The sequence below is a fragment of the Acinetobacter sp. AOR01_HL genome (assembly GCF_027855455.1).
Taxonomy (GTDB): domain Bacteria; phylum Pseudomonadota; class Gammaproteobacteria; order Pseudomonadales; family Moraxellaceae; genus Acinetobacter; species Acinetobacter baumannii.
In genome coordinates, this window is the sequence record NZ_JAKTIM010000021.1 from 1 (window position 1) to 25,190 (window position 25,190).

General features: G+C 38.8%; 19 protein-coding genes, 6 tRNA genes and 1 pseudogene. 16 read left to right on the plus strand and 10 right to left on the minus strand.

Annotation, left to right across the window (positions count from 1 at the left end):
• Positions 1-19 precede the first annotated feature (19 nt).
• The 6 genes from MKL62_RS07495 (at position 20) to MKL62_RS07520 (ending at position 675) form a co-directional block, all read left to right on the plus strand.
• Positions 20-95 (plus strand) — tRNA-Val (locus MKL62_RS07495).
• 24 nt (positions 96-119) lie between these two features.
• A tRNA-Asp gene (locus tag MKL62_RS07500) sits at positions 120-196 on the plus strand.
• A 47-nt stretch (positions 197-243) separates the two neighbouring features.
• Positions 244-320, plus strand: a tRNA-Asp gene (locus MKL62_RS07505).
• A 21-nt stretch (positions 321-341) separates the two neighbouring features.
• Positions 342-417: transfer RNA gene (locus MKL62_RS07510), tRNA-Val, on the plus strand.
• Between the two features lie 39 nt (positions 418-456).
• Positions 457-533 (plus strand) — tRNA-Asp (locus MKL62_RS07515).
• Between the two features lie 66 nt (positions 534-599).
• Positions 600-675: transfer RNA gene (locus MKL62_RS07520), tRNA-Val, on the plus strand.
• Between the two features lie 223 nt (positions 676-898).
• Here the strand turns inward: MKL62_RS07520 and MKL62_RS07525 are convergent.
• From MKL62_RS07525 to yccS, 4 genes are all read right to left on the minus strand, one after another.
• Positions 899-1,684, minus strand: coding sequence for a YdcF family protein (locus MKL62_RS07525; protein WP_001198165.1), 786 nt, complete (start codon positions 1,682-1,684; stop codon positions 899-901).
• 126 nt (positions 1,685-1,810) lie between these two features.
• Positions 1,811-4,357 carry a PepSY domain-containing protein gene (locus MKL62_RS07530; RefSeq protein WP_030423619.1) on the minus strand — a complete coding sequence of 849 codons (2,547 nt, stop codon included), beginning with the start codon at positions 4,355-4,357 and terminating at the stop codon, positions 1,811-1,813.
• Between the two features lie 157 nt (positions 4,358-4,514).
• Positions 4,515-5,090: an SdpI family protein gene (locus MKL62_RS07535; protein ID WP_000125649.1), complete on the minus strand. Its 576-nt coding sequence runs from the start codon at positions 5,088-5,090 to the stop codon at positions 4,515-4,517.
• Between the two features lie 100 nt (positions 5,091-5,190).
• A complete protein-coding gene (yccS, locus tag MKL62_RS07540; RefSeq protein ID WP_002016809.1) occupies positions 5,191-7,365 on the minus strand; it encodes a YccS family putative transporter in 2,175 nt (724 codons plus the stop codon).
• A gap of 127 nt (positions 7,366-7,492) precedes the next feature.
• On the opposite strand from yccS, the gene MKL62_RS07545 reads away from it, so the two are divergent.
• Positions 7,493-8,707: a multidrug effflux MFS transporter gene (locus MKL62_RS07545; protein WP_000003698.1), complete on the plus strand. Its 1,215-nt coding sequence runs from the start codon at positions 7,493-7,495 to the stop codon at positions 8,705-8,707.
• A gap of 27 nt (positions 8,708-8,734) precedes the next feature.
• On the opposite strand, the gene MKL62_RS07550 is transcribed toward MKL62_RS07545, so the two are convergent.
• Complete coding sequence (locus MKL62_RS07550; RefSeq protein WP_001047593.1) at positions 8,735-9,439, minus strand: nitroreductase; 705 nt, start codon at positions 9,437-9,439, stop codon at positions 8,735-8,737.
• Positions 9,440-9,949: 510 nt separating this feature from the next.
• On the opposite strand from MKL62_RS07550, the gene MKL62_RS07555 reads away from it, so the two are divergent.
• From MKL62_RS07555 to MKL62_RS07585, 7 genes and pseudogenes are all read left to right on the plus strand, one after another.
• Positions 9,950-10,153: a hypothetical protein gene (locus MKL62_RS07555; RefSeq protein ID WP_002010643.1), complete on the plus strand. Its 204-nt coding sequence runs from the start codon at positions 9,950-9,952 to the stop codon at positions 10,151-10,153.
• A 182-nt stretch (positions 10,154-10,335) separates the two neighbouring features.
• On the plus strand, positions 10,336-10,476 hold the full coding sequence (locus tag MKL62_RS07560) for a hypothetical protein (protein ID WP_000490937.1): 141 nt from the start codon (positions 10,336-10,338) through the stop codon (positions 10,474-10,476).
• 99 nt (positions 10,477-10,575) lie between these two features.
• Complete coding sequence (locus MKL62_RS07565) at positions 10,576-12,051, plus strand: alanine/glycine:cation symporter family protein (RefSeq protein ID WP_001005337.1); 1,476 nt, start codon at positions 10,576-10,578, stop codon at positions 12,049-12,051.
• Positions 12,052-12,219: 168 nt separating this feature from the next.
• Positions 12,220-13,191 (plus strand): patatin-like phospholipase family protein, encoded by a 972-nt coding sequence (locus MKL62_RS07570; protein WP_000811534.1) that lies wholly within the window; start codon positions 12,220-12,222, stop codon positions 13,189-13,191.
• A 197-nt stretch (positions 13,192-13,388) separates the two neighbouring features.
• Positions 13,389-14,623: pseudogene (locus MKL62_RS07575) on the plus strand (threonine ammonia-lyase).
• A 236-nt stretch (positions 14,624-14,859) separates the two neighbouring features.
• Entirely contained in the window at positions 14,860-16,053 is a 1,194-nt protein-coding gene (gene sbmA, locus MKL62_RS07580; protein WP_002041898.1) for a peptide antibiotic transporter SbmA, read from the plus strand.
• A gap of 268 nt (positions 16,054-16,321) precedes the next feature.
• Complete coding sequence (locus tag MKL62_RS07585; protein WP_005127989.1) at positions 16,322-18,370, plus strand: M13 family metallopeptidase; 2,049 nt, start codon at positions 16,322-16,324, stop codon at positions 18,368-18,370.
• A gap of 43 nt (positions 18,371-18,413) precedes the next feature.
• Here MKL62_RS07585 and MKL62_RS07590 read toward each other — a convergent pair whose 3' ends face one another.
• Positions 18,414-19,163, minus strand: coding sequence for a DUF4850 domain-containing protein (locus tag MKL62_RS07590; RefSeq protein ID WP_005127990.1), 750 nt, complete (start codon positions 19,161-19,163; stop codon positions 18,414-18,416).
• A 124-nt stretch (positions 19,164-19,287) separates the two neighbouring features.
• Here MKL62_RS07590 and MKL62_RS07595 point away from each other — a divergent pair, with 124 nt between their 5' ends.
• Both MKL62_RS07595 and MKL62_RS07600 read left to right on the plus strand, forming a co-directional pair.
• Positions 19,288-20,355, plus strand: a complete 1,068-nt coding sequence (locus MKL62_RS07595) for a DUF1176 domain-containing protein (RefSeq protein ID WP_005127991.1) — start codon at positions 19,288-19,290, stop codon at positions 20,353-20,355.
• A gap of 83 nt (positions 20,356-20,438) precedes the next feature.
• Positions 20,439-20,957: a hypothetical protein gene (locus tag MKL62_RS07600; RefSeq protein ID WP_000086443.1), complete on the plus strand. Its 519-nt coding sequence runs from the start codon at positions 20,439-20,441 to the stop codon at positions 20,955-20,957.
• Between the two features lie 78 nt (positions 20,958-21,035).
• Here MKL62_RS07600 and MKL62_RS07605 read toward each other — a convergent pair whose 3' ends face one another.
• The 4 genes from MKL62_RS07605 to gatC all read right to left on the minus strand — a co-directional run bounded on the left by MKL62_RS07605 (position 21,036) and on the right by gatC (position 25,100).
• Complete coding sequence (locus MKL62_RS07605; RefSeq protein WP_005127992.1) at positions 21,036-21,614, minus strand: DJ-1/PfpI family protein; 579 nt, start codon at positions 21,612-21,614, stop codon at positions 21,036-21,038.
• Between the two features lie 170 nt (positions 21,615-21,784).
• Positions 21,785-23,254: an Asp-tRNA(Asn)/Glu-tRNA(Gln) amidotransferase subunit GatB gene (gatB, locus tag MKL62_RS07610; RefSeq protein WP_000796648.1), complete on the minus strand. Its 1,470-nt coding sequence runs from the start codon at positions 23,252-23,254 to the stop codon at positions 21,785-21,787.
• Positions 23,254-24,732 carry an Asp-tRNA(Asn)/Glu-tRNA(Gln) amidotransferase subunit GatA gene (gene gatA, locus MKL62_RS07615; protein ID WP_000130660.1) on the minus strand — a complete coding sequence of 493 codons (1,479 nt, stop codon included), beginning with the start codon at positions 24,730-24,732 and terminating at the stop codon, positions 23,254-23,256. The genes gatB and gatA overlap by 1 nt, the downstream gene beginning before the upstream one ends.
• 53 nt (positions 24,733-24,785) lie before the next feature.
• On the minus strand, positions 24,786-25,100 hold the full coding sequence (gatC, locus tag MKL62_RS07620; RefSeq protein WP_000107699.1) for an Asp-tRNA(Asn)/Glu-tRNA(Gln) amidotransferase subunit GatC: 315 nt from the start codon (positions 25,098-25,100) through the stop codon (positions 24,786-24,788).
• Between the last annotated feature and the right edge of the window lie 90 nt (positions 25,101-25,190).

Below are 25,190 nucleotides of genomic sequence, written 5' to 3' on the forward strand. Positions count from 1 at the left end.
CAAACGATGAAGACGTTAAGGGCGCTTAGCTCAGTTGGTAGAGCGTCTGCCTTACAAGCAGAATGTCGGCGGTTCGATCCCGTCAGCGCCCACCAAGCCTTTACGTTAAGATCTCAAGTGCAGCGGTAGTTCAGTTGGTTAGAATACCGGCCTGTCACGCCGGGGGTCGCGGGTTCGAGCCCCGTCCGCTGCGCCACTTAAGACTTAACATCGTTTACCCCACAATTGCGATATTGTGAAAGTGCAGCGGTAGTTCAGTTGGTTAGAATACCGGCCTGTCACGCCGGGGGTCGCGGGTTCGAGCCCCGTCCGCTGCGCCACTTTTATAAAACGCTTTTGCAGGGCGCTTAGCTCAGTTGGTAGAGCGTCTGCCTTACAAGCAGAATGTCGGCGGTTCGATCCCGTCAGCGCCCACCATAATTTGTGACCATACTTTATTTTTAAAGTATTGCAAGTGCAGCGGTAGTTCAGTTGGTTAGAATACCGGCCTGTCACGCCGGGGGTCGCGGGTTCGAGCCCCGTCCGCTGCGCCATTCTCTTGATTCCCTGATCTAGAGGATGTAATGTATAAAGACTGCGATTGTTGTCTTTTTCAATCAGGGCGCTTAGCTCAGTTGGTAGAGCGTCTGCCTTACAAGCAGAATGTCGGCGGTTCGATCCCGTCAGCGCCCACCATAATTTTTTAAAATTTAAAAAATTAAATACACTAATTTATTTGGTGTTTTTTGCGTTTCTGCTCTTCCTATTTTTTATCTATCTATTTTATCTTTTTTTAGTTAATCCTTTATTTTCCATACTTAATTTTTGAGTTCAGATTTTATTACTTTAAATTATTATTACTAGCGGGTTTAACTAAAGCTGCCATGCTGGAAAGCAATAGCAGCTTTGTAAACCAAGATTAATACTCGTTTAGAAGCCAACCACTAGCGTACGCAAAATATTCACGTAGCCAAGCGTTGTAGCGAGTAATTAAAGGTGTTTCTGCAGCGACCATATAAACCTGTGTATAGCCTTGTTTCTTTGCAATAGCTGCAGCTCGTGGTGTATGGAAGTCACTTGTAACAATTGCAATAGGTTGATTAACATTAATATGAGCTTGTTCAAGTAAAGGTTTACTATTTTTAAGATTAAGTTCTGTACTTGTGCTTTTGTCTTCAAGGATCATTCGATCTTTTGTTATATGAAAATGTTGTTTCAAGTAGCGTGACATGACTAATGCTTCAGGTTCTTTTTCTGAAAAGTCCAAACCTCCTGTTAAAATAACCTTTGCTTGCGGTTGTGAAAGGGCAACTGGAGCTGCTGTGTCAAGACGCTTTGCAAGAATAGCTGAAGGCTGTCCATTTTCGACGCCACTACCTAAAACAATAATTGCTTTAACTGCGGGAAGATTTTGACTTGCGTCTTTATTTTCTTTAATAAAATTAAAAAAATAGCCTAAGCCAATTAACCAAATCCAGAAACACAACCACCCAAAACGCCAAAGAGTATGAAGCCGATAGTGATAGAAGAAAAACCGTTCTAAATGATAATAAAATAATGCATAAAGACAGAAGAATGCTCCTAAAACTAAAGGAACAAGTGTGCCTACATGAATTTTATTTAGAAAAGCTAGAAATAAGCCGTCCAAAAATAAAATTGAACCAATGACTGCTAAGAAAATCCGAATCCACTTACTGACTTGCATTGTGTTTAAAGCTGCAATTTAAATTGCAGACAGTGTATGCAAAATCATTCCAAATTCAATGCTGATTGTAATAAAAAGCCGAGTAAAGCATTTTGGCTATTACTCGGCTTTGTTATTTATTGATATTTAATAAACATCACGGCGATAACGGCCTTGTTGTCTTAACTCATCGACTTGTTCTTCGCCTAAAATATGAATAAGTGCTTGATCTACTCCACTTGCCATTCCATCAATACTGCCGCATACATAGAGTACTGCACCACGTTCAATCCAGTTGACTAACTCTGCTGTATTTTGTCGGATGATATCTTGAACATAAACACGTTGTTCTTGATCACGTGAGAATGCAAGATCAAGTCGTTTTAACATTCCCATCGTTTGCCAAGCTTCAATGGTTGATGCATAGAAGAAATCATGAGCACGTTGGCGTTCACCGAAAATTAGCCAGTTTTCAGTATAGTTATGGCGAGTTCGTGTATGAAGTAAACTCATTAAACCCGCGATTCCCGTTCCATTACCAATACAAATAATCGGACGATTATCATCAATCAAATGAAAAGACTCATTGGTACGGATACGCAGTGCAACATTTTGATTAATTTCTGTATGTTGAGTCAGCCAACCTGATCCTAAACCTAAATCACCAGACTCATCATATTGTTGACGAACAACTAGACGTAATACTTGCTGAGAAGGGATGCTAGCAATGGAATATTCTCGCGTTGGTAGGGTAGGAAGTTGTTCTAGTAAATGGTCCAGATTGGCAAACGGTTCAATTTCACCAGTTAAATCTTTATTCCAAAGTGCCTTTTCAATAGAAACCTGTAGCGAGTCTACCACTGTATTTTTAAGAATGTGATGATGCTGTAAAAACTTATTAATACGTTCAGGGCTGTTACCTGGTTGTATTTCAGCAATGTCCCCAGCTTGCCATACAGCTTCATGACTGGCAGTGAGTTCAATATTGTAGGCAGGCTGACCTAGACTATTTGGATTGAGTAAATCACGTTGTTGTAATGTCCAATTATCAAACACTTTTTCGATATTAACAGCATGCAAATCTAGTTTGGTTGCTTTTACAAGCGCCTGATTCCAGTTTTGAATATCTGCCGGATTTGCATTATCTACTTCTATAATATCGAAGAGGGCTTTGGCACCATTGTTTTTAAGCCATTCATCTACTGTGTGGCCAAAACTACAATAAGTATCCGGATATTCCTTAGAACCTAAAGCTAATACTGCATATTTGATATGTTGAAGTTTTAAATTAGTTTTTAATAACTTTTTAGCAAAATTAGAAGCTAAGTCAGGTGCTTCTCCAGTACCATAGGTGCTAATCACAAATAATATTTGTTCATGTTGCTGTAAATCAACTTCGGTTAGTTGTTGTACAGATTTAACCTGAACTGGTTGATGCGCCTCTTGTAAGCTCGTTGCAGTACTCCACGCGAGTTGTTCCGCAACTCCAGTTTGGGTGGCATAAGTGATTAACCAAGGCTTAGCATTTTGATCGATATAATGGCCTGCTAAAGACTGGCGAGCCGCTTGAGTAAGTTTTTTCTGCTTACGGCGTTTAAGGTAAAGCATCCATCCGGTAACAAAGAATAATGGCATGGCTAAAGAAGCAAGCATCGCCACAAATTGATAAACTGGTCCGAAGAAACTACCTCGGTGCACAGGTAACATACTGCTCATAATTTTTTGATTAAGCTTTTTATCTTCATAAAGCTCCATTTTTTCAATATTGGCAGTTTTATAGTTATAGACAGCTTGATTACGTGCACGTTCGTGTTGTGGCGTTGCATCTACAAAACTTAATTCAATTTTTCCATCATCTTTTTTAGGTAAGTTAACTGTTAAAGTCGAATAATCACGTCCAATCTGATTATTAAAACCACTCCAAGTTTGGTTGAGTGCGGTAATCAGTTGAGCATTATCTAGTTGAATTTTAGGCAATTGATCTTTATTTCGCCCAGATCCACCATGGCCTTGCATTTTAGGTTGTTCTACACCTAATACTTTGAACATACCACTACGCCACCAGTCATATGACCAATATAGACCTGTACATGCAAAAAGAAGATAAAAAACAATAACCCATGTACCTACAACAGCATGTAAATCCCAAATAAAATTTCGACCTTTAAGTTTGGGTTTGACAGCAAGCCATTGACGTGCAGAGTGCTTTTTCGGCCAGCGTAAATATAATCCGCTCAAAACAAAATATATAAGCATTAGGGCACAAGCACCGGTAATTTGTTTACCGAACTCACCAGCAGTTAAGTTTCGGTGAATTTGTTGTATTAATAAAAGTAGCTTACGACCTTGTACCTCTGGTAATACCTGAGCTGTATAAGGGTTAACCATCATATTGTAGCCGCGTCGTTCGCCTTCTTTTTCAATGTTTACTACAGATGAGGCGGTAGGATCTTTGGCAATTGTAATGCTATTAATTTTAATTTCAGGCTGGATTGTTGTGAAATGCTGGTAAAGCTGAGCAGGGGTAAGCTTAGGTGAGCTTTGTGCTTGCACAACATAACTATCTGTATTTACCCATTTTAAAATTTGCTGATCATAAGAATAAATTGCGCCTGTAACACCCATAATGGATAAGATGAGGCCAGCACTAATACCCAGAAACCAATGAATTTGAAATAAAAACTTTTTAAACATGGTCGAATAATGTAAATATGATGGAGATCTTGTAACGAAGTATAGCCGAAGATTGAGTAGATAATATGGATTTTGGAGATAATATTAATTTTCATTATCATTTATTTTTAGCATAATAAAAAACCTCCTGTAAAGGAGGCTTTTTAAAGAGGTGAAATTATAAAGTTTTCGGTTCACCTACACTTTCTTTCAAATGCTTACGAATTGTATTGAAAGAAAAGTTTTTAGAGTCCATACGTTTAGGCAATATATATGCACCTTGTTGTTCCTGACCTTTAGGATCTTTTACTTTAAAGTTAACTAAAATAAAGTCAGGGGTGTTGTACCATTCATAGATATTTTTCCATCCGATAGTTCCAACGCCTTCTTGTAAGCCCATTTGCTGGCGCATTACGATACCGTGAGGTTGTACACCTAAGCGAATACCTTTGATTTCCTGCACAGGAAACTCATTCATCTTACGCTTAACGTACCATTCCAAACCATATTTGCGGCCTAGGTAATAAAGTACTACACAGACAATAGCAACCCAGCAAATCACTGTAGAGTAGTTTTTGATAAAGATAAGACCTAAAATCGCAAGGGCTAAAATTACGCCCATAATCGCCCAGATTTTTGTGCTGATTTTATTGGTGCTGCGCCAGATAAGAAGTTGTGCATTACGTTGCTCAGCTTCTGATACCTCGTAAGGAACAGGCTGAAGCGTATAAGCATATAAAGTTTTCGCGGTCATAGTGCAAATAACAAATTGTAAACTGTTTTAAGTTTAGCATTAATTGGCATAAGTCAGGAAAGGATATTATGCCAATTTCATACTAAATTCTGACTCAAATTTATAATGATGCAAGTTCGCTAGCATCATTATCCAGATCATGACTTAGCCGTTGTTTTAACATACTAAATCGATTTAATACACTGAGCATCAGCGATAATTGCTGTAAAATAATGAGCGATTTTTGGTCATCTTCATCATTTTGGCTTAAGCGCTGACGTATCGTCTGTAGCATATTTTGTGCCGTAAGATCAGGCATTTCATCTCTTAACAGAGCACCTTGTATATCATCTAATGCTTGATCTAATACGTTAAGAACCGCTTGATCCTGAATCTTTTCTCGATGTGCTCCAAGTGCTGCGATATAACTTAAAAATGTATGATTGAGGCATAAAAATTCAAATATATCGGACTTACGAGTAGGGTCGAAGTCCGGCTCTGTTGCTAAGGTAGAAATAAGCGAAGCGACTTCTGCATCGGTATTATGTGCTGCTCGGCGGACAATACGGTAATTGAGGGCATGATTATGTCCTTCATGATATTGTTTTACCACTTCAGCTAAATAATTACATTGTGCTTGTAAGGAGCGTCGAATACTGCGTGGTAGGCGACGGAATTTCCAGTCAGGCCAAATAAAGGTCACGCCAAACCATGCTAAAGCACAACCAATTAGGGTATCAACAAATCTAGGAATAGCCGCAGCGACTGCCGAACCGTCCAGATTAAAGTTAATTAATGCCAAAATGGTAATAAAAGCGGTTGCTTGAGCATATTGCTTACTACGTAACTCGAAAAACAGTACGCCACTCAAAATTAGCATGACTAATTGCCCTTCCACAGAAGGTACTAAAAATACTATGCTAAGGCCGACAATAATTCCGACTAATGTACCCACAATACGTAAACGTAAGCGACGTTTTGTTGCGTTAAAGTTAGGTTGGCTAACAAATAAAGCAGTTAACATAATCCAGTAGCCATATTCGATATGAGTCATTTGAATAAATACATATCCAATAAAAAGAACAATCGAAACACGAATGGCATGACGGAATAGTACAGATTCAGGTGTTAGATTTTGTTTTATTCGAACAACAATATCATTCCAACCTTTTAGATCATCATCTTTAAGTTGATTTTCAGCCTGCTTTACTTTGTCAGACTGAATATGCTGTTCCGTTTCTAAGTTGAGTAATTGTGAGTCAATAGACTTTAAGTTGCGGTATAAGGCAAAAAGAGCATTTACCCACAATAAGTCATACTGCTGATCATTTCTTAACTTTACTAAAGATAAGCGTAAGTTCTCAAAACTCTGCTTAAAGCGTTTGTTATGGATATAGGGTTTACGCTGTAAAATACATTCATTTAGCTCTTGGCAAGCTTTACCCTGAATTGCCAAAATGCGCTGAAACCTAAATAAAATATCACTGTGCTGGAAAATTTTAGCTAACTTTTGATAGTCGATATGGGCAGAGTCTGCACGTTCATGAATATCTTGTGCGACAAAATAATAATGTAGGCTACGGCGAGTACCTTTTTGTCCACGGTCACCCTTTAAACGGGTTAAAAGGGCGGTTTTAAGATCATTAAAAATCGTTATTAATTTGCCATTTTCTAATGAAAGATCAATCATGCTTTGCTGATAACTCGCAGGCGTCATATCGACATCAAACAAATTAGATTTGGCAAATAGAAAGTCGCCTAATGAGGCATAAGAGGCCGCAAGTTTATCTTGGAGCTGGCGAACCGGAAATAATAAAAAGCTAATGGTTGCAATAAGCCCGTACCATGCTGCTCCCGCAACCAAAAGAGCTGGCTGAATATACCACTGGTCAAATAAATGAACTCCCAACATGGTATAAACTGAAACAACCAGACATCCATAAGAAATTGTTGCGTAACGGCGACCTAATGACCCGAGTAAAATCCAGCCAATACAAGAGGCAATCAGCCCTAGCGCAAAAAGCATTGGATAAGGGAAAAGTAATTGTACGGAAGCTGCGGTAATGAAGAAACCAATATAGGTGTAAATCAAATTCATGATTCGCACTGAAAAGCGATCATCAATATCACTTAAACCAGCTGCGACCACACCTAAAGTGAGGGGAATTGTTGCTAATTGATGTCCTAGAAAATAAGGCACGAACGCAGTTCCTGAAAAGGCAATCAGCATCCGCACGTTATACATAAATGATGTGTTATAAGTCGCTCTTTTTAGGCGTTTAAACCAAGATTTCAAATGAAGTCCTTGCTGATCAACCTGAGTGATAAAGGATTTGCGTATTTCTACACCAATGTTGCACAAATCATACGATAGACAGTGTAAGCTTGTCTGTATGCAAATGATTGAAAAATGAAATATCGTTATGTCTGAACAAACAGCCCAGCGTCAATATTCTATTGGCTGGATTATGTTGCTCGCTTTACTCACGGCTTTAGGGCCATTATCCATTGATATGTACTTACCTGCGTTGCCTCAAATGGCCCATGATTTTGGGGTGAGTACGCAAATGGTAGCAAACACATTGCCAGCTTATTTTTTTGGTTTAGCCATTGGACAACTGGTATATGGACCTTTAAGCGACCGTATTGGTCGAAAAAAGCCTCTTTATTTTGGGCTTGCGCTTTATGCGGTTGCAAGCTTGTTCTGCGTGCTCGCTACAAATGAATGGAGCCTAATTGCTGCCCGTATTTTACAAGCCTTAGGTGGTTGTGTGGGGGTGGTTATGGCTCGTGCTGCTATACGCGATAGATTAGATGTACAAGGCTCGGCACAAGCTTTTTCAAGCATGATGATCGTAATGGGCTTAGCACCTATTTTGGCACCGATGATAGGGGCCTGGATATTAATCTGGTTTCCGTGGCAAGCGATTTTTATTGCGCTTTCAATTGTAGGGGCAATCTGTTGGCTATGTGTACATTTCTTTTTTAAAGAAACTTTGGCAATGGATAAGAGGCTCAAGTTATCTCTATATCAAGTGGCTACCTTATATGGTGCTATTTTCAAAGATGCAAGCTTCCGTTTACCTATGTTTGCAGGATGTTTAACAGGTGCAGCATTATTCTGTTATATCAGTTCAGCTCCAGCCGTTTTTATGGACCAATATGGCTTAAATCAGCAAGAGTTTGCTTATGTATTCGGGCTCAATGCTTTTGGCATTATGTTAATGTCATCTTTAAATAAGCACTTAACCACACGTGTTGAAATCACTAAGCGCTTAAAAGCAGGTTCAATGGTACAAGTGACAGGTGCAAGCATTGTGTTGATTGCTGGTTTAATTTCTGCAGCACCTTTATGGCTAGTAATGTTAGGACTGTTCTTAGCAATTTCAGGAATTGGTTTAACTGGACCAAATGCTATGGCTCTAGCCATGTCAAAGCAAGGTGCTCGTGCAGGAACAGCCAGTGCAATTATGGGCAGTATGCAATTTGCTTGCGGTTTATTGGGTGGAGTACTGCTTAACTTCCTTATTTGGTCTGCATCACTCAATATGGGAGTGATGATGGTGTTATTTACATTAAGTGGTTTTATTGTTGTTTTAAAAGCGATTCGTCAAGCAAAAAGCCAATCACTCTCTTGATTTTAAGAGAGTGATTGGCTTGCATCTTTAATCAAGAAAAACTGCAAAATTCTCAACAGGCTCTCTAGGTGTAATAAAGGTATTCACAATATGTTCAGGGTCGGCATGACCTAGTGCAATTGCACATACCAACTCTTCATCATCTGCTGCGCCTAAAATATCTAACACTAGGGGATGAAAATGGTTCCAAGCTGCTTGAGGGCAGGTGTCTAATCCCCGAGCCTTGGCAGCGACCATGACATTTTGAATCATCATAGCGATATCCATTTTGGAACCAATTCCCATTGCTTTATTGACTGTAAAGAAAATTCCGACTGGAGCATCAAACAGTTTGAAGTTACGTAACTGCTGAGCAGCCATTTTTTCTTTTTCACCTTTTTTGATATCTAACAAACCATAGAGTCCCCAACCATTTTCACGGCGGCGGTCAATAAAAGGAGAGACCCATTTTTCAGGGTAATATGCAAAAGTTTCTTTATATTGCTCTGCAAGTTCGGGATTTTTGGAAACCTCAATCTGTGCTGCACAAACACGCTCTACCATTTCATCACGTTTATGACCTGTGACTACATAAACTTTCCATGGTTGAGTGTTGGTACCGGAAGGTGCTCGACTTGCGACTCTTAATATATCTTTAATGACTTCTGGCTCAATGGGAGTGCTTAAAAAAGCACGGACAGAATGTCGAGAGGTAATTGCTTCATCAACAAGGCGGACTTGTTCCAAATTCATGAGTACTCCTGATCTTTTTCCTCAATATTTAATACTTTTTGAGATGCAATTTCATCTGCTGAAATTGCTGTATTTATAAGCAAAAAATATTAGAAAACAGATATCCTTATATATATGATTAATGACTTGGGTAAGACATGATGTCTGCTCAATGATAGTTCGAATATGCCACTTTAGGCTTAAAATGGTAAAGTGGTGTGACTTTGATAGTCATTCAATTAAAACCAAAATAAGGGTTGAGTAAAAATCGCTCAATTAGAAAAAAGGTATAATATGTTTAAAAACAGTACAAAACAGATGTTTTTGTATAAAAAATAATCTTAAGTTGCATAAACTTTTAATGAAAAACATACACAAAATTTTAAATTTCTGCATAATACCGACTTTTTTACGCAGGTATGATTTCTCCATACTCACGTTAGGAAAAAAGTAGTGGCTGCAAATAAAATACTTTTACAGAAAGGATTTTGTGCAGAAATGGAGAAATACACGAGGTATAAGGAGCTTTACATGAGTTTACCGCTCATCAACAAGCAGTTCATGAAACAAGGATTGGCGATTACCATTGCAACCATGAAAATGAACGTAACTCACGCAACTACTGAGCCACAAGAAATACAACAGCTTGGTACAGATCTCAATGCACTCTTCTTTAATGAAAAAGAAAAGGGCACAGATAGTCGTGTTATGACGATGGCTTGTTACAGTCTTTGAAATTTAAATCCAGTTTAGACATTCGCCCAAAAGTATATGTAAATATGCTTATTGGCTTAAATCCAGTTTTTATAACTCGATTAATTGATGGGAATCATTAAACGAGCTGATTTAGCGGTGGTCATTTGTTAGTTTCCAAGTTTGTAGCCGAGTCGATGCATTCTGTTCACCCAAATGGGAATATGTTCAGTGGTGCGATGAATTTATTTTATCTGAAGGGTGCTTTCTCTCATGTAACCTTCAAAGGCTTAGTGCTGGGCATGATGTTGCTTAAACTTGTGACGGTAATTGCTATTCAAGTGACATTAAAAGTTTTTCCTTAAATGTACTGAAGAAGTCCCTATTTTTAGGGGCTTTTTTGTTTATTGCAGTATTTTGGCTTGTGCTAATAGCACATTAGCAAGAACGTAAGCGGACCGAGTATGAATGAACAACTCAATGCCACACTGATGTCGTGGGTACAATTTTTTAATGAACCTTTATGGGATTTTCTGGTTATTTTCTTGCTGGCCGTCGGTATTTTTTATACGGTCTTAACAGGAGCAGTGCAAATTCGCATGTTCTTGCAAAGTATTCGTGTTATGAAAAGCAGCCGTACAGAAGGCGAAGATGAGCATGGCCTTACACCTTTCCAAGCGTTTGTAACAGGTCTTGCGAGCCGTGTTGGGGTGGGTAACATTGCTGGTGTGGCAATTGCGATCGCAATTGGTGGCCCAGGCGCCGTGTTCTGGATGTGGGTAACCGCTGTACTTGGTATGAGCTCTGCTTTTATTGAATCTACTCTTGCTCAACTTTTTAAGGTGAGAGACAGTAATAGCAAGCAATTCCGCGGTGGTCCAGCCTACTATATTACTCAAGGTTTACGTAGTAAAACTTTTGGTGTGATCTTCGCGTTAGCATTGATCTTTACTTATGGTTTTGTATTTAACTCAGTTCAAATCAATGCAATTGCTAATGCATCTTCACATGCTTGGGGTTGGGATAAAGCTAACCTAATTGCGCATTTAGGTGGTGTTGATTTAGAAATTTCTTGGGTTGGTCTTGCTCTTGTTGTGATGGTTGCATTAGCAATCTTTGGTGGTATTAAACGTATCGCTAAATTCGCAGAGATGTTTGTTCCTTTAAAAGCAGGTCTTTATCTCTCTGTAGCGTTATATATTGCATTAAGCAACTATGCGATTTTACCTGATGTTTTAAAACTGATTGTGACTGAAGCTTTCCACTTTAATGCTGCGGCAGGTGGTTTCTTCGGTGCTGCCGTGTCAATGGCAATGATGCAAGGGATTAAGCGCGGTTTGTTCTCAAACGAAGCGGGTATGGGTTCTGCACCAAATGCGGCGGCTGCGTCTGATGTAAAACATCCTGTAAACCAAGGTTTGGTACAAATGCTTGGCGTATTCGTAGATACATTCATTGTATGTACAAGTACTGCAATCATCATTTTAGTTTCTGGCGTTTACCAAGATGCTGGTTTCGTCGGTGTTGAATTAACCCAACGTGCGCTAGAGACTCAAGTGGGGCACTGGGGAGCTGACTTCTTAGCTGTTCTATTATTCTTGTTCTGTTACTCAGCTGTATTAGGTAACTATGCTTATGCAGAAAGTAACGTACAGTTCATTAATAACAACCCGAAAGTCATGTTCATCTTCCGTATTTTTGTATTGGTGATGGTGTATTTCGGTGCAATTGGTAGTGTGCCATTAGTATGGTCAATGGCAGACTTGTTTATGGGTATTATGGCTACCATTAACTTGGTCGCAATTTTACTTTTAACACCAATGGCTCGTACTTTGTTGAAAGATTACCGAGCGCAATTGAAGCAAGGTATTAAAGAACCTGTATTTAAAATTAATAAATATCCAGAGTTGAAGAAAAAAGTCGATTCAGATATTTGGTAATTTTGTAAGAAAAGCCTCTTAGAAATAAGGGGCTTTTTTTCGGCATAATAAAAATACTTGAGTATAAAAATTAAACATGACAAATTAAATAAATTCACTACAGCATTTCACAAAACGAGCAACTAAAATTGCAATTCGAAAATTAACGTCATAGTGCAAAGATGGGCCATGAAACAGCTTAAATTGTGGGTTCTCGGACTTTCTATGGTGTTGGCCGGGTGCCAAACCACCTCACACTTATCTGCCTTAAAACCGCAAACGGCAGAGGCATACTCACGTTTCGTCGATCAGCCTTTTGCACAGCTTAAGAAGCAACATAAGAAACCAGTAGTCGCATTAGTACTAGGTAGTGGTGGTGCACGAGGTTATGCACATATTGGTGTTATTGAAGTTTTAGAACAGCATGGTATCCGTCCTGATTTCATTGTTGGAACCAGTGCAGGAAGTATTGTCGGAGCAATTTATGCGAGTGGAAAAACGCCTGATGAACTGCGCGATACTGCATTGAAAATGAAAGCGGCTGATGTTCGTGACATCAGTATTGGTTTAAAAGGTTTCTTTGACGGCAAAAAAGTTGAAGACTATGTAAACCAGCAAGTAAATAACTTGCCGCTCGAAAAAATGAAAATTCCGATGTATGTAGTGGCAACAGAGCTCAAGCATGGCACCAAAACCGTATTTAATTATGGCAATACGGGACAGGCCGTGAGAGCATCAGCCTCAATACCAAGCATGTTTGTACCGACTAAAATTGGTAAATCTGAATATGTAGATGGCGGTTTAGTCAGTCCGGTACCTGTTGAAGTAGCCCGTGATTTAGGAGCCGATGTCATTATTGCTGTCGATATTCTGGCTCAACCCATTTATACGGAAACCTCAAATGTATGGGGACTCTTTAACCAGAATATTAATATTATGCAAGGACGTTTGGCTGCCGAAGAACTTCAATATGCAGATGTAGTAATTCAACCGGATTTAAGAGAAAAAGCACATATTTTTGATGTAAAAGGTCGTGAAGCAACCATGAAGGCAGGCATAGATGCAGCAAATGCAAAACTGTCTGATATTCAGTTTGCGATTGATGAAAAAATAGCGGAACAGAATCTATCTACTGACGGTTTAAGTGCGCAAACGCAATAAATTGAAAGCAAGTATATGAAAAATTAAGTAAAAGCCCGCTAAGGGCTTTTTTGTTGAAAAATAAAAGATTTGTATGTGCTGACAAAAATTTTTGTATAGTGGAGCTATGCTGAAAACTACTCATGACACATATGAGATATTCATGCTATTTTTCAAAAAAATAATTGATTTGTAACATATTGAGGCCAGCTACTTAGATGATTCAGCAACAGGTAAAAAATGAGTTTCCAACATTAGAAGATATACATGCCGCTGCAGAGCGTTTAGATGGTTTAGTTGTTAAAACACCTTTTGTTTTTTCAGAAACCATTTCTAAAACCTTAGGGGCTGAAATGTGGCTGAAATTTGAGAATCTACAGTTTACGGCTTCGTTTAAAGAAAGAGGCGCATTAAATAAACTTTTGAGCTTATCTGAACAAGAAAAACAACATGGTGTAATTGCAGCTTCAGCTGGTAATCATGCGCAAGGGGTCGCTTATCATGCACAGCGCACAGGAGTCACGGCAACTATTGTTATGCCAAAATCGACGCCCAATGTGAAGGTGCAACGAGTACGTGAATACGGTGCCGTGTTATTTTGCATGGCCAAGACTTTTCGGAAGCTGCTGCTGAAATGCACCGTGTGGCACAAGAAGAATCTCTAACCATTATTCATCCATTTGATGATGCTGAAATTATTGCGGGTCAAGGTACTATCGCGCTCGAAATGCTGGAAGCTGTTCCTGATTTAGATATCTTGGTCGTACCTATTGGAGGTGGTGGTCTCATTTCTGGTATTGCGATTGCTGCAAAATCAATAAATCCTAAAATCAAGATTATCGGAGTTCAGTCGGTTGTTTATCCAAGTATGGCGAAACTGCTTTGTAACTATCAACTCGCGGTTTCAATGGGTTCAACGGTGGCTGAAGGTATTGCGGTTAAAACTCCGGGCGAGCTGACCACACAAATTGCTAAGCATTTTGTAGATGATATTGTGGTAGTCACTGAAGATATGATTGAAGAAGCGATTGCGCTATTACTCAACATTGAAAAAACAGTGTGTGAAGGAGCTGGCGCGACTGGAATTTCTGCAATTATGTCTCGTCCCGATCTATTTTTAGGCCATAAAGTTGGTGTGGTGTTATCTGGTGGCAATATTGATACACGTGTAATGGTTTCAGTATTACAGCGTCACTTAACTCGTACTGGCCGTATGGTTCGTATTCGCGTTGAATTACCAGATAATCCGGGTGCCTTAGCGCGTTTAACAGCAATTATTGCGGAGCAGGGCGGTAATATTTACGAACTTCGACATGAACGCTTTGCAGCAACAAGCCGTGCTAAAGAAAGTGCGGTGAGTGTCGATATTGAACTAAAAAGCGCTCCAGATCTGGAACCATTAATTCAGGCTATGCAACTTGAAGGCTATATTGTTCGTAAAGAAGAGATTTAAACGTACATATGGCTGTGATATAAAAACTGTATATGGCTCTTAGGGGAGCCATATACAAAGCAATTTAAACGGATTAAATTGCATAAAGGGATGAATTTACAAAAAAACGATCAAATCCTTCAATGAAATGGGAAAAATTGACAATTCTCTAAACTTTAGCCTTCACAATTTTAAGGTTTAGGTTTTAGTATTCCTTTCATTGTAAATTTGAAGAAATATAGGGATATCAACACTCAATGTTCAAATCATTTTTTCCATCACCACGGTATTTCTTTATATCTGCGGTTATTTGGATCGCGCTTAATATGGTGCTTTGGTATTCTGGTGGTAGTACATGGGGGAGTTTCATTGGATTCCATCAGGGTTACCATAGTGAACAATTACCAATTGGTGTTAGCCGCTTCTGGTCTCCGACTTTTATATGGTTTTATATTTGGTTCCTAGTTTCTACAGCAATTTTTGCAGGGTTTTGGAGAATTATTTCTAATCATCCATGGCAACGTTGGTCAGTTTGGGGCTCTGCTTTTATTTTATTTAACATCTGGTTTGGCGTGCAAGTCAGTGTTGCCGTTAATGCATGGTATGCACCTTTTTATAATCTTATTCAAGCAATGCTAGATCATGGTGGCGGTGATATTAATAAGCTATATAGCGGAACAGTTACTTTTCTTTTAATTGCCATGGTTGGCGTAACTTTAGCCGTGATTAATGCATTTTTTGCTAGCCATTATGTATTTCGTTGGCGTACGGCTATGAATGAATATTATACAGAGCATTGGGCGAAACTTCGCCATATTGAAGGTGCTTCACAGCGTGTGCAAGAAGACACCATGCGTTTTGCATCTGTTTTAGAAGATTTAGGCGTAAACTTCATAAAGGCAATTATGGTATTGATTGCATTTTTACCTATTCTATTTGAACTTTCTAAGCAGGTTAAAGTATTACCTATTGTAGGAGAAATTGATCATTCATTAGTATGGGCAGCAATTGTATGGGCTATTTTTGGTACAGTTTTACTCATGGTGGTTGGTATTAAATTACCCGGTCTACAATTTAATAACCAGAAGGTAGAAGCTGCTTATCGTAAAGAGTTGGTTTATGGCGAAGACTATGAAGAACGGGCACAGCCAAAGACATTAAAAGAATTATTCTCAAAAGTCAGATTTAATTATTTTCGATTATACCTTCATTATTCTTATTTTAATCTGGTTAGTATCTGGTATCTACAATTAGATATTTTATATAGCTTGGTTGTTTTATTTCCGTCAATTGCAGCAGGTAAAATGACATTAGGCTTAATTACGCAAATTAGTAATGTCTTTGATAAGGTCCGTGAATCATTCCAGTATTTAATTACTTCATGGAAAACAATCATTGAACTACTTTCAATTTATAAGCGTTTGAGAACATTTGAAGATACTTTAAATTAAAAGTAATCATCATTCTTTAAGGTGCCTTGATTCAAGCCAGGGCATCTTTAAAATGTTGAGTATTTAGTAAAATAACCTGTTATGTATAGCTCTTTATTTATAATTTTGATTTATATAATAAAATATATTTTTTGAAATATTATATTTTCGCGGTATAGAATTTGCTTCTATATTGATTTTAATTTTGCTATTCGCTTAATTAATAAAAAAATAATCAATTTAAATCATTGTTTTAGATTATTAAATATTTAAATACGAGGTTAAGTCTTTGAAATCTATTTTACTTAAAAGTGCTCTTACGATTGCACTTATGTCTTCTGCTAATTTGGTACATGCGGAATTAGTGACAACTTCTCAAATCAAAAAAATATCAGGTATAGATCAACAATATATTGATTCTTCTATTAGTGAAAAGAACGATTTTTATGCTCATGTAAATGGTATTTGGTTAAAAAATACTGAAATCCCAGCTGATAAAGCAAATTGGGGAGCTTTTAATCAGCTCCGTGAGTTATCAATCAGTCAAGTACATGGGATTGTAGAAGAGCTATCTAGAAAAAAATGGGCGGATGGTAGTTTAGAGCAGAAAATAGCTACTTTATATGCGAGCTTTATGGATGAAAAAGGCATTGAAAAGCAAGGTATTATCCCCCTACAAACTGAGCTACATCAAATTGATAGCTTGAAAAATAAGAAGCAAATAGCAGTTTTAATGGCCCATTTTGCTCGTATTAATGTTAATAGCCCGATTGGCTTAGGCATTGAACAGGATATGAAAAAATCTACCGAAATGGTGGCTGGATTGGAGCAAAGTGGTTTGGGGCTACCTGACCGCGATTATTATTTAAAAGATGATAAAAAATTTATCGAAACTCGTGCACAGTATTTAAAGTATATTGAAAAAACTTTATCACTTGCAGAAGATTCACAAGCCGCGCAACATGCTCAGGAAATCTTAAAACTTGAAACTCAGTTAGCACGAATACAGTGGAGCAATGTACAAAACCGTGATCTTGCAAAACGCTACAATAAATACAAACTCGCAGATTTGTATAAATTGACCCCCGATTTTGATTGGCAAGGTTATCTAACTGCAACTGAATTAAAAGGAAAAATTGATACTATTCAGGTAAATCAGCCAGATTACTTTCAGGGCTTAAATACAATTATTCAAAATACACCCTTAGATATATGGAAAGCTTATTTTAAATTGCATTTGATCAATAATTTTTCTCCATTACTAAATAGCGCTTTTGTAGATAATAAATTTGATTTTTATAACAAGACACTTCGAGATATTACTGAACAAGAAGCGCGTTGGAAGCGTGGTGTACAGCTTGTTGATAAGGTGCTGGGAGATGGTATCGGCAAACTTTATGTTGAAAAATACTTTCCCGCTGAGAAAAAACAACAGATGGAATTATTGGTTCAAAATCTGATTCGTGCTTATGACCAAAGCATTACAGAATTGGACTGGATGAGTCCTGCAACGAAAATACAAGCTCGTAAAAAGCTTTCTCACATGTCAATAAAAATCGGGTATCCAAAAAAGTGGCGTGATTATTCTGACCTGCACATCGCTAAAAATGATTTAGTTGGGAATATAATTCGCGCAAGTGAGTTTAGATATCACTATGAACTTAATAAATTAGGTAAACCGGTTGATCGTGATGAATGGTATATGAAACCACAAACGGTGAATGCCTATTACAATCCATCATTGAATGAAATTGTATTTCCAGCAGCGATATTACAACCACCTTTTTTTAATATAAACGCAGACGATGCAGTGAATTATGGTGGTATAGGTGCTGTGATTGGCCATGAAATTAGTCATGGCTTTGATGATCAGGGTAGCCAGTTTGATGAATTGGGCAATATGAGAAACTGGTGGAATGCTGAAGATCACCAGCATTTTAAAGCTAAAACACAAGCGTTGATTGAACAATATAACCGTTATGAACCGATTGCTGGTTATCATGTTAATGGTGAATTGACATTAGGTGAAAATATTGCAGATAACTCTGGGTTAGCAATTGCCTATAAGGCCTATCAAATTGCATTAGGCGGTAAGCCAGCCCCTGTAATTGATGGACGGACTGGGGAGCAACGTTTTTATATGGGGTGGGCTCAAGTTTGGCGTGCGAAAACCCGCGAAGCTCAAGCGATTATCTATTTAAAAACTGATCCTCACTCTCCTGATAAAGTACGTGGTAATGGAGCTTTAATGAATCAAAAACCATTTTATGAGGCTTTTAAAATAAACGAAGATGATCAGATGTATTTACCACCAGAGAAACGGGTAACTATTTGGTAATTAAGAAAGCCCGCGAAAGCGGGTTTTTTTTATGGTTATTGATTTAATGGGTTGCGTTATAAAAATTAAGGATAGGGCCAACTAGAAACTGCTGCGACTTATCTAAGGTGACTTGAATCTCTTTATAGTTAAAAGTGTCTTCATCATCATACTTGGCAATACCATGGGTTTTATTGTTCACTTGAGGAATTTGGTAGCTAAAAAAAGCGACTTTTTTAGAGGGATGAACAATATTGATAAGGTTTTTAGGGTCTTTAAAACCACCATATTCATTTTCAAGACTTTCTTTTAATAGTTCAGGAAAATAAAGCGTTGCATTGGGTAATCCACATCCAACGCAAAATGAAGAGTCATAAAGCTTTATCGCTTGCTTCTGATCTGGACTCATGATTAGAGCAAAACCAGTTCCATTTGCCCCTGCATTTGCTTGAACATCTTGCCAGTTACGTGGAACAAGTACTAATCCTATTTCAGGTAATGCAAGAAGCTTTAATTGCTTGGCATGTTGAGCATCAAGTTTAAAATTAAAACTACAGCTTTTAAGCGTACATTTTTCAAAATTTTTAAGTAAACCATCTTCTATTGGGTTTTGTGCCGTAACGCCATAAAAAGGGACTACAACGCCGTTTAAAAATTTTGCCTCTCCAAGAGCATAGAATTGATTGTTTGCTTTGCGGGTTGCAGCAGAGTTATAAAATTTGGGGAAATGAGGAGTAAAGCTTTTTACTTCTGCATAAGCAGTTGAATTTAGGCTGACTAATGTTGCCCATAATAAAAAATTTAGTTTTTTCATTTTTAGAAAGTAATCAATTTAAATCTTATATAAATCTAACATATTCTTTTAAACTAGACGGTAACTCAAAATTTAACACCGTTGTTAACTTCACAATAAAACAGACGTGTAGAGACATGAAAAAATGAAAAATATACTTTCAATTTGTTGTTTGGCAGTAATAAGTTCTTATAGTTTTGCTCAAGATGTAAAAGGTATTTCATTTTCTCACCAAGAGTGGGAAATCTCTTGCAGTAATACGGGCACCTGTAAGGCCGCAGGATATCAAAATGAAGAAAATGGTGATAATCCCGCTTCAATTTTATTAACACGTAAAGCAGGCCCAAAACAACCTGTGCAGATTGAGTTTGCTTTGTCTGACTATGAACAAAGCATACCTGCAAACCAGCTTAAAAATATCCATTTTTATATAAATGGCAAAGATTTAGGTGCGGTGGGTGTGGACGGTACTGAGCTGCCAATTATGGGTAAGCTAAACAGCTCGCAAGTCAATGCTCTACTACAGCAGTCGAAACAGAAGACCGAAATTTTATTTAAAAATACACAGCATAAATGGAAAATTTCCGATGCTGGGATGACTGCCGTATTATTAAAGATGGATGATTTTCAGAAGCGTATAGGGACTATTGGTGCTTTGGTTAAAAAGGGCAGTGCCAATGAAAATCAAGTGCTTATGCCTGAACCAAAACTAGTTGTGAAGCGTATTAAGACTTCAACCAAACCTTATTTAACTTTACAGCCTAAAAATAAACAGTACCAAGCAATACACCGTAGTTTGATGGCTGCTAAACCGAATCCGAAAGAAGACGGCTTTTGTGAAGGTATTTATGGTGGTAACAGTGATGGAGCCGAACCACAGAAAATTGAGCTATATAAATTAACCAATAAGAAAGTTCTGGCGACTACATTGTGTTGGAGAGGGGCTTATAACGAAGGGTATGGGGCATGGGTACTCGATGAGTCTTTAAACGGTAAGGCCGCGTTTGTAACTGAGTCCGCCTCAGATTTTGATAGCGGTATTATGAGTAGTGCTCAAAAGGGACGAGGCATTGGAGATTGCTGGGCAAGTGAAGAATGGGTATGGGACGGCAAGAGTTTTGTGCATACTAAGGATATGTGGACGGGTATGTGTAAAGGCTTGGCAGCAGGTGGAGTGTGGGAGCTTGATCGAATAGAGTCTGTGGTGAAATGACTACTTTGTGGTTACAGAGTCATAACAGGTAACTTTAGTGACTCTGTGATAAAAAGAACAGATTGTTTATTGGAGCTAGACCTATGTCACGTCATCTTTATGCTATTGCTCGCCGTAAGTTTTCACATTTGAGCCGTTCAATATGTGTGGCGGCGACTGTACTGGGCGCAACACAAATTGCGATGGCTGGTCCAACAGTTGATCAGCTTAGTGATTGTTTAGTTAAAGCAACAACAGCTTCAGATAAAACTACGGTGCTCCAATGGACATTTACAGCTTTAGCGGCTCATCCAGATTTAAAAGCATTTAGTAATGTAACGCCTGAGCAAAAAGACCAGTTAGATCAAAAACTGGCTCAGGTTTTACAGCGGATAATTGTAGAGCAATGTTCTGCTCAGACCAAAGCTGTAATTCAGGCTGAAGGTGTGAAGGCAGTTGGGGAGGCTTTCCAACAGTTAGGTCAAAGTGCGGGTGAAGATATTGTTAAAGACCCAGCCGTTAAACAGCAGTTGCAGGGCACATTACGCTATATCGATTTAAATAAATTGGTGACAACGTTTTTAACACCAGAAATTTGGAATAAATTAGGAATTACAAGATAAAAATCTAGTTTCCTATTTTAGTAATAAAGCCTGCTATCTAAATGCAGGCTTTATTGTATTTGGGATGAAGAATCTTATTTAGATACTAATCTTAGCGCCTAAAACTTTCACAAATTGTGCTAACCAAGCTGGATGTGCAGGCCAAGCTGGAGCAGTCACCAAATGCCCATCGGTAACGGCATCAGTTACAGCAATGTCTGCATATTGCCCACCTGCTAATTTTACTTCGGCTGCACATGCTGGATAAGCCGAGCAGAGGCGGTCTTTTAAAATGTCTGCCGCAGCGAGTAACTGAGCACCGTGGCATACGGCTGCAATTGGTTTTTTCACTCTATCGAATTCACGTACAATTTCGATAACACGTTCATTCATGCGTAAATACTCTGGCGCACGGCCACCCGGGATGACTAAACCTATATAGTCTTCGGTATTAACGGCATCGAATTCATAATTAATCGCGAAGTTGTGACCACGTTTTTCGCTATAAGTTTGCTCACCTTCAAAATCATGAATAGCTGTTGCAATATGGTCACCGTTCTTTTTATTCGGGCAAACAGCATGTACGGTATAACCTAAACCAGTTAAAAACTGGAAAGGAACCATGGTTTCATAGTCTTCTGCATAGTCACCGACCAACATTAAAATCTTTTTAGACATGATTTATCCCTCTTTTTAAAATATAAGTGATTTCAATTTTTAATTTAAATTAGCACAGCCGTTATGTGATTTTTTAGAAAAAAGAATATTCTTTAGTCGAAGTGTATCTTGTAGGTCATATAAAAAAGCCCCGATAAATCGAGGCTTTTTTGTTGAGTTAGCTAATGGAATTAACCAATCAATTTTTTCATTAATTCATTTACTTGTGCAGGGTTAGCTTTACCCTTAGAGGCTTTCATGACTTGACCAACAAGACCGTTAAAGGCTTTCTCTTTACCAGACTTGTACTCTTCAACCATTTTTTCATTGGCTGCAAGTACTTCTTTAATGATTGCTTCAATTGCACCTGTGTCGGTTTCTTGCTTTAAGCCTTTTTCCGCAATAATGTCATCGGCAGATTTACCTTCCGATTCCCACATAAAGCCAAAGACTTGTTTAGCAATTTTACCGCTAATGGTGTTGTCGATAATACGCGCAATCATGCCGCCAAGCTGTTCAGCAGAAACAGGTGAGTCTGTTAACTCTAAGCCCGCTTTGTTTAAAGCACCAGAGAATTCACCCATTACCCAGTTTGCAGCAATTTTACCTTGCTTCGCACCACCAGCCGCAGCAACAACAGCTTCATAGAAGTCCGCCATTTCGCGTGAGAGCGTAAGTACGTGTGCGTCGTATTCAGTTACGCCAAAGTCTGCAATAAAGCGTGCACGGCGTGCTGCTGGCAACTCAGGCATAGTTGCCTTGATGGCCTCAATTTGCTCATCTGGAATAATTACTGGTAACAAGTCTGGATCAGGGAAGTAGCGGTAGTCATTCGCTTCTTCTTTGGAACGCATAGAACGCGTTTCCATTTTATTTGGATCGAACAAACGAGTTTCTTGATCAATTTCGCCGCCCCATTCCAAAATTTCCATTTGGCGTTCAATTTCAACATTGATCGCTTGCTCAATGAAACGGAATGAGTTGAGGTTTTTAAGCTCACAGCGTGTGCCAAATGGTTGTCCCGGACGACGTAAAGACACGTTACAGTCCGCACGGAATGAACCTTCAGCCATGTTACCGTCAGAAATACCTAACCAACGTACTAGTGTGTGAATTGCTTTGATGTAGGCAACTGCTTCTTCAACCGAACGCATGTCTGGTTCAGAAACGATTTCAAGCAAAGGCGTACCAGCACGGTTTAAGTCAATGCCAGACATACCTTCAAATTGGTCGTGCACAGACTTACCCGCATCTTCTTCAAGGTGAGCACGAGTTACGCCAATGCGTTTAGTCGTTCCATCTTCAAGCTGAATGTCGATATGGCCCAAGCCCACAATCGGATTGTCCATTTGGCTAATTTGATAGCCTTTTGGAGAGTCAGGATAGAAGTAGTTTTTACGTGCAAAGACTGAAGCTTGGTCGATGTAAGCATCAATCCCTAAACCAAAGCGAATTGCGAGTTCAACCACTTTTTCATTTAAAACCGGCAATACACCCGGCATCGCCAAGTCTACAAGGCTCGCTTGTGTATTTGGGTCTTGACCAAATTCAGTTGATGAACCTGAGAAAATTTTAGAATTGGTTGCAAGCTGAGTATGAATCTCAATACCAATAACGACTTCCCAACCGTCAATCAATTTCAACTTTTGAGCTTCAGCCATTATGCATTCTCCTCAGCAATTGCCGCACGTTTGGTGTGCCAGTCAGTGTTTTGTTGGTATTGGTGAACAATCGACAACAATTGTGATTCTGACCAGTAATTACCGATTAACTGTAAACCTACTGGTAAGTTGTCTTTATCAAAACCAACAGGAGCATTAATCGCTGGCAAGCCCGCTAAGTTCACTGCGATGGTATAGATATCGCCTAAGTACATTTCAACAGGGTCTAAAGATGCACCGATTTTATAGGCAGTTGTTGGTGCAGCAGGTGCTGCAATTACATCTACATTTTCAAAAGCTTTTAAGAAGTCTTGTTGAATTAAACGACGTACTTTTTGTGCTTTTACATAGTAAGCATCGTAATAACCCGCAGAAAGCGCGTATGTACCAATTAAAATACGGCGTTGAACTTCTGGACCGAAGCCTTCTGAACGCGAACGTTTGTAAAGATCCATCAAGTCAGCTGGGTTTTCACAGCGGTAACCGTAGCGAACACCGTCATAACGTGACAAGTTAGAAGATGCTTCCGCTGGCGCGATGAGGTAATACGTTGGTACATATGCTTCAGTCATGTTGAGGTCGATTTCAACAAGCGTTGCGCCCATTTCTTCAAGCTTTTTCAAAGACTCTTCAACACGTGCTTTTACGTCCGCATCTAAACCTGCAACGTTAAAGTATTGTTTAGGAATACCAATGCGTAAGCCTTTTACAGATGTGTTATTTAGGTTTGCAACGTAATCATCGACTTCTTTTTTAACCGAAGTTGAGTCTTTAGCATCGTGACCTGCAATTACATTCATCAGGTAAGCACAGTCTTCAGCAGAGCGTGCCATTGGACCTGCTTGGTCTAATGATGATGCATAAGCAATGATCCCGAAACGAGATACACGACCATAAGTTGGTTTTAAGCCTGTTAAACCACAGAAAGAAGCAGGTTGGCGAATTGAGCCACCTGTATCGGTACCTGTAGCAAATGGTGCTAAATCAGCCGCTACAGCCGCAGCAGAACCACCAGATGAACCGCCAGGAACATGGTCAAGTGCCCAAGGATTACTCGTTGCACCTACATATGAACTCTCAGAAGTTGAGCCCATCGCAAACTCATCCATGTTCACTTTACCTAAAGTAACCAGACCAGCTGCTTTAGTTTTTTCAACAACGGTTGCATCGTAAGGTGAAATGAAGTTATCGAGCATTTTTGAACCAGCAGTGGTTTTAATACCTTTGGTACAAAAGATGTCTTTGTGGGCAAGAGGAATACCCGTTAAAGCAGTTGCATTGCCAGCTTTTAATGCGGCATCGGCAGCATCGGCTTCGCGAAGTGCCTGTTCTGGAGTAACCGTCACATAGCTCTTAACTTGCGGATCGATTTTAGCAATACGTTTTAAATAATGTTCAGTCAATTCGCGAGATGAAAACTTCGCTTGGCTTAAGCCTTCAGCAAGTTCGCGAATTGATAAGCGATGTAAATCAGTCATGAGTAAAATTTCTTTACATTCAAAATAGGGAAGATGGGTTAATTGATTAAAAGTTATTCAATCACGCGAGGAACAAGATACAAACCATCTTGAGTTGCAGGTGCAACTGCTTGGTATTCGTCCCGATGATTGCTTTCAGTTACCACATCAGCACGTAAAGGTTGAGGATTGTCAAAAGGACTCTTTAAAGGTTCTACGCCTTCCGTATCAATGCCTTTTAAGGTTTCCATCATGCCTAAAATTTTATTTAGACTTTGAGCATATTCAGCAGATTGCGTATCATTGAGCGACAATCGAGCAAGATTGGCGATTGCTGAAACTGTTTGTGCATTTAAATCTGCTGAATGCTGTGCATCCGATGTAGACATAACATCACCTAATCAGTATTAAAAATTTTCAAAATATCGTGCGTTATAATAAGCGATTGACTTGTTCAAATCATCACATTTAGTTTAAAG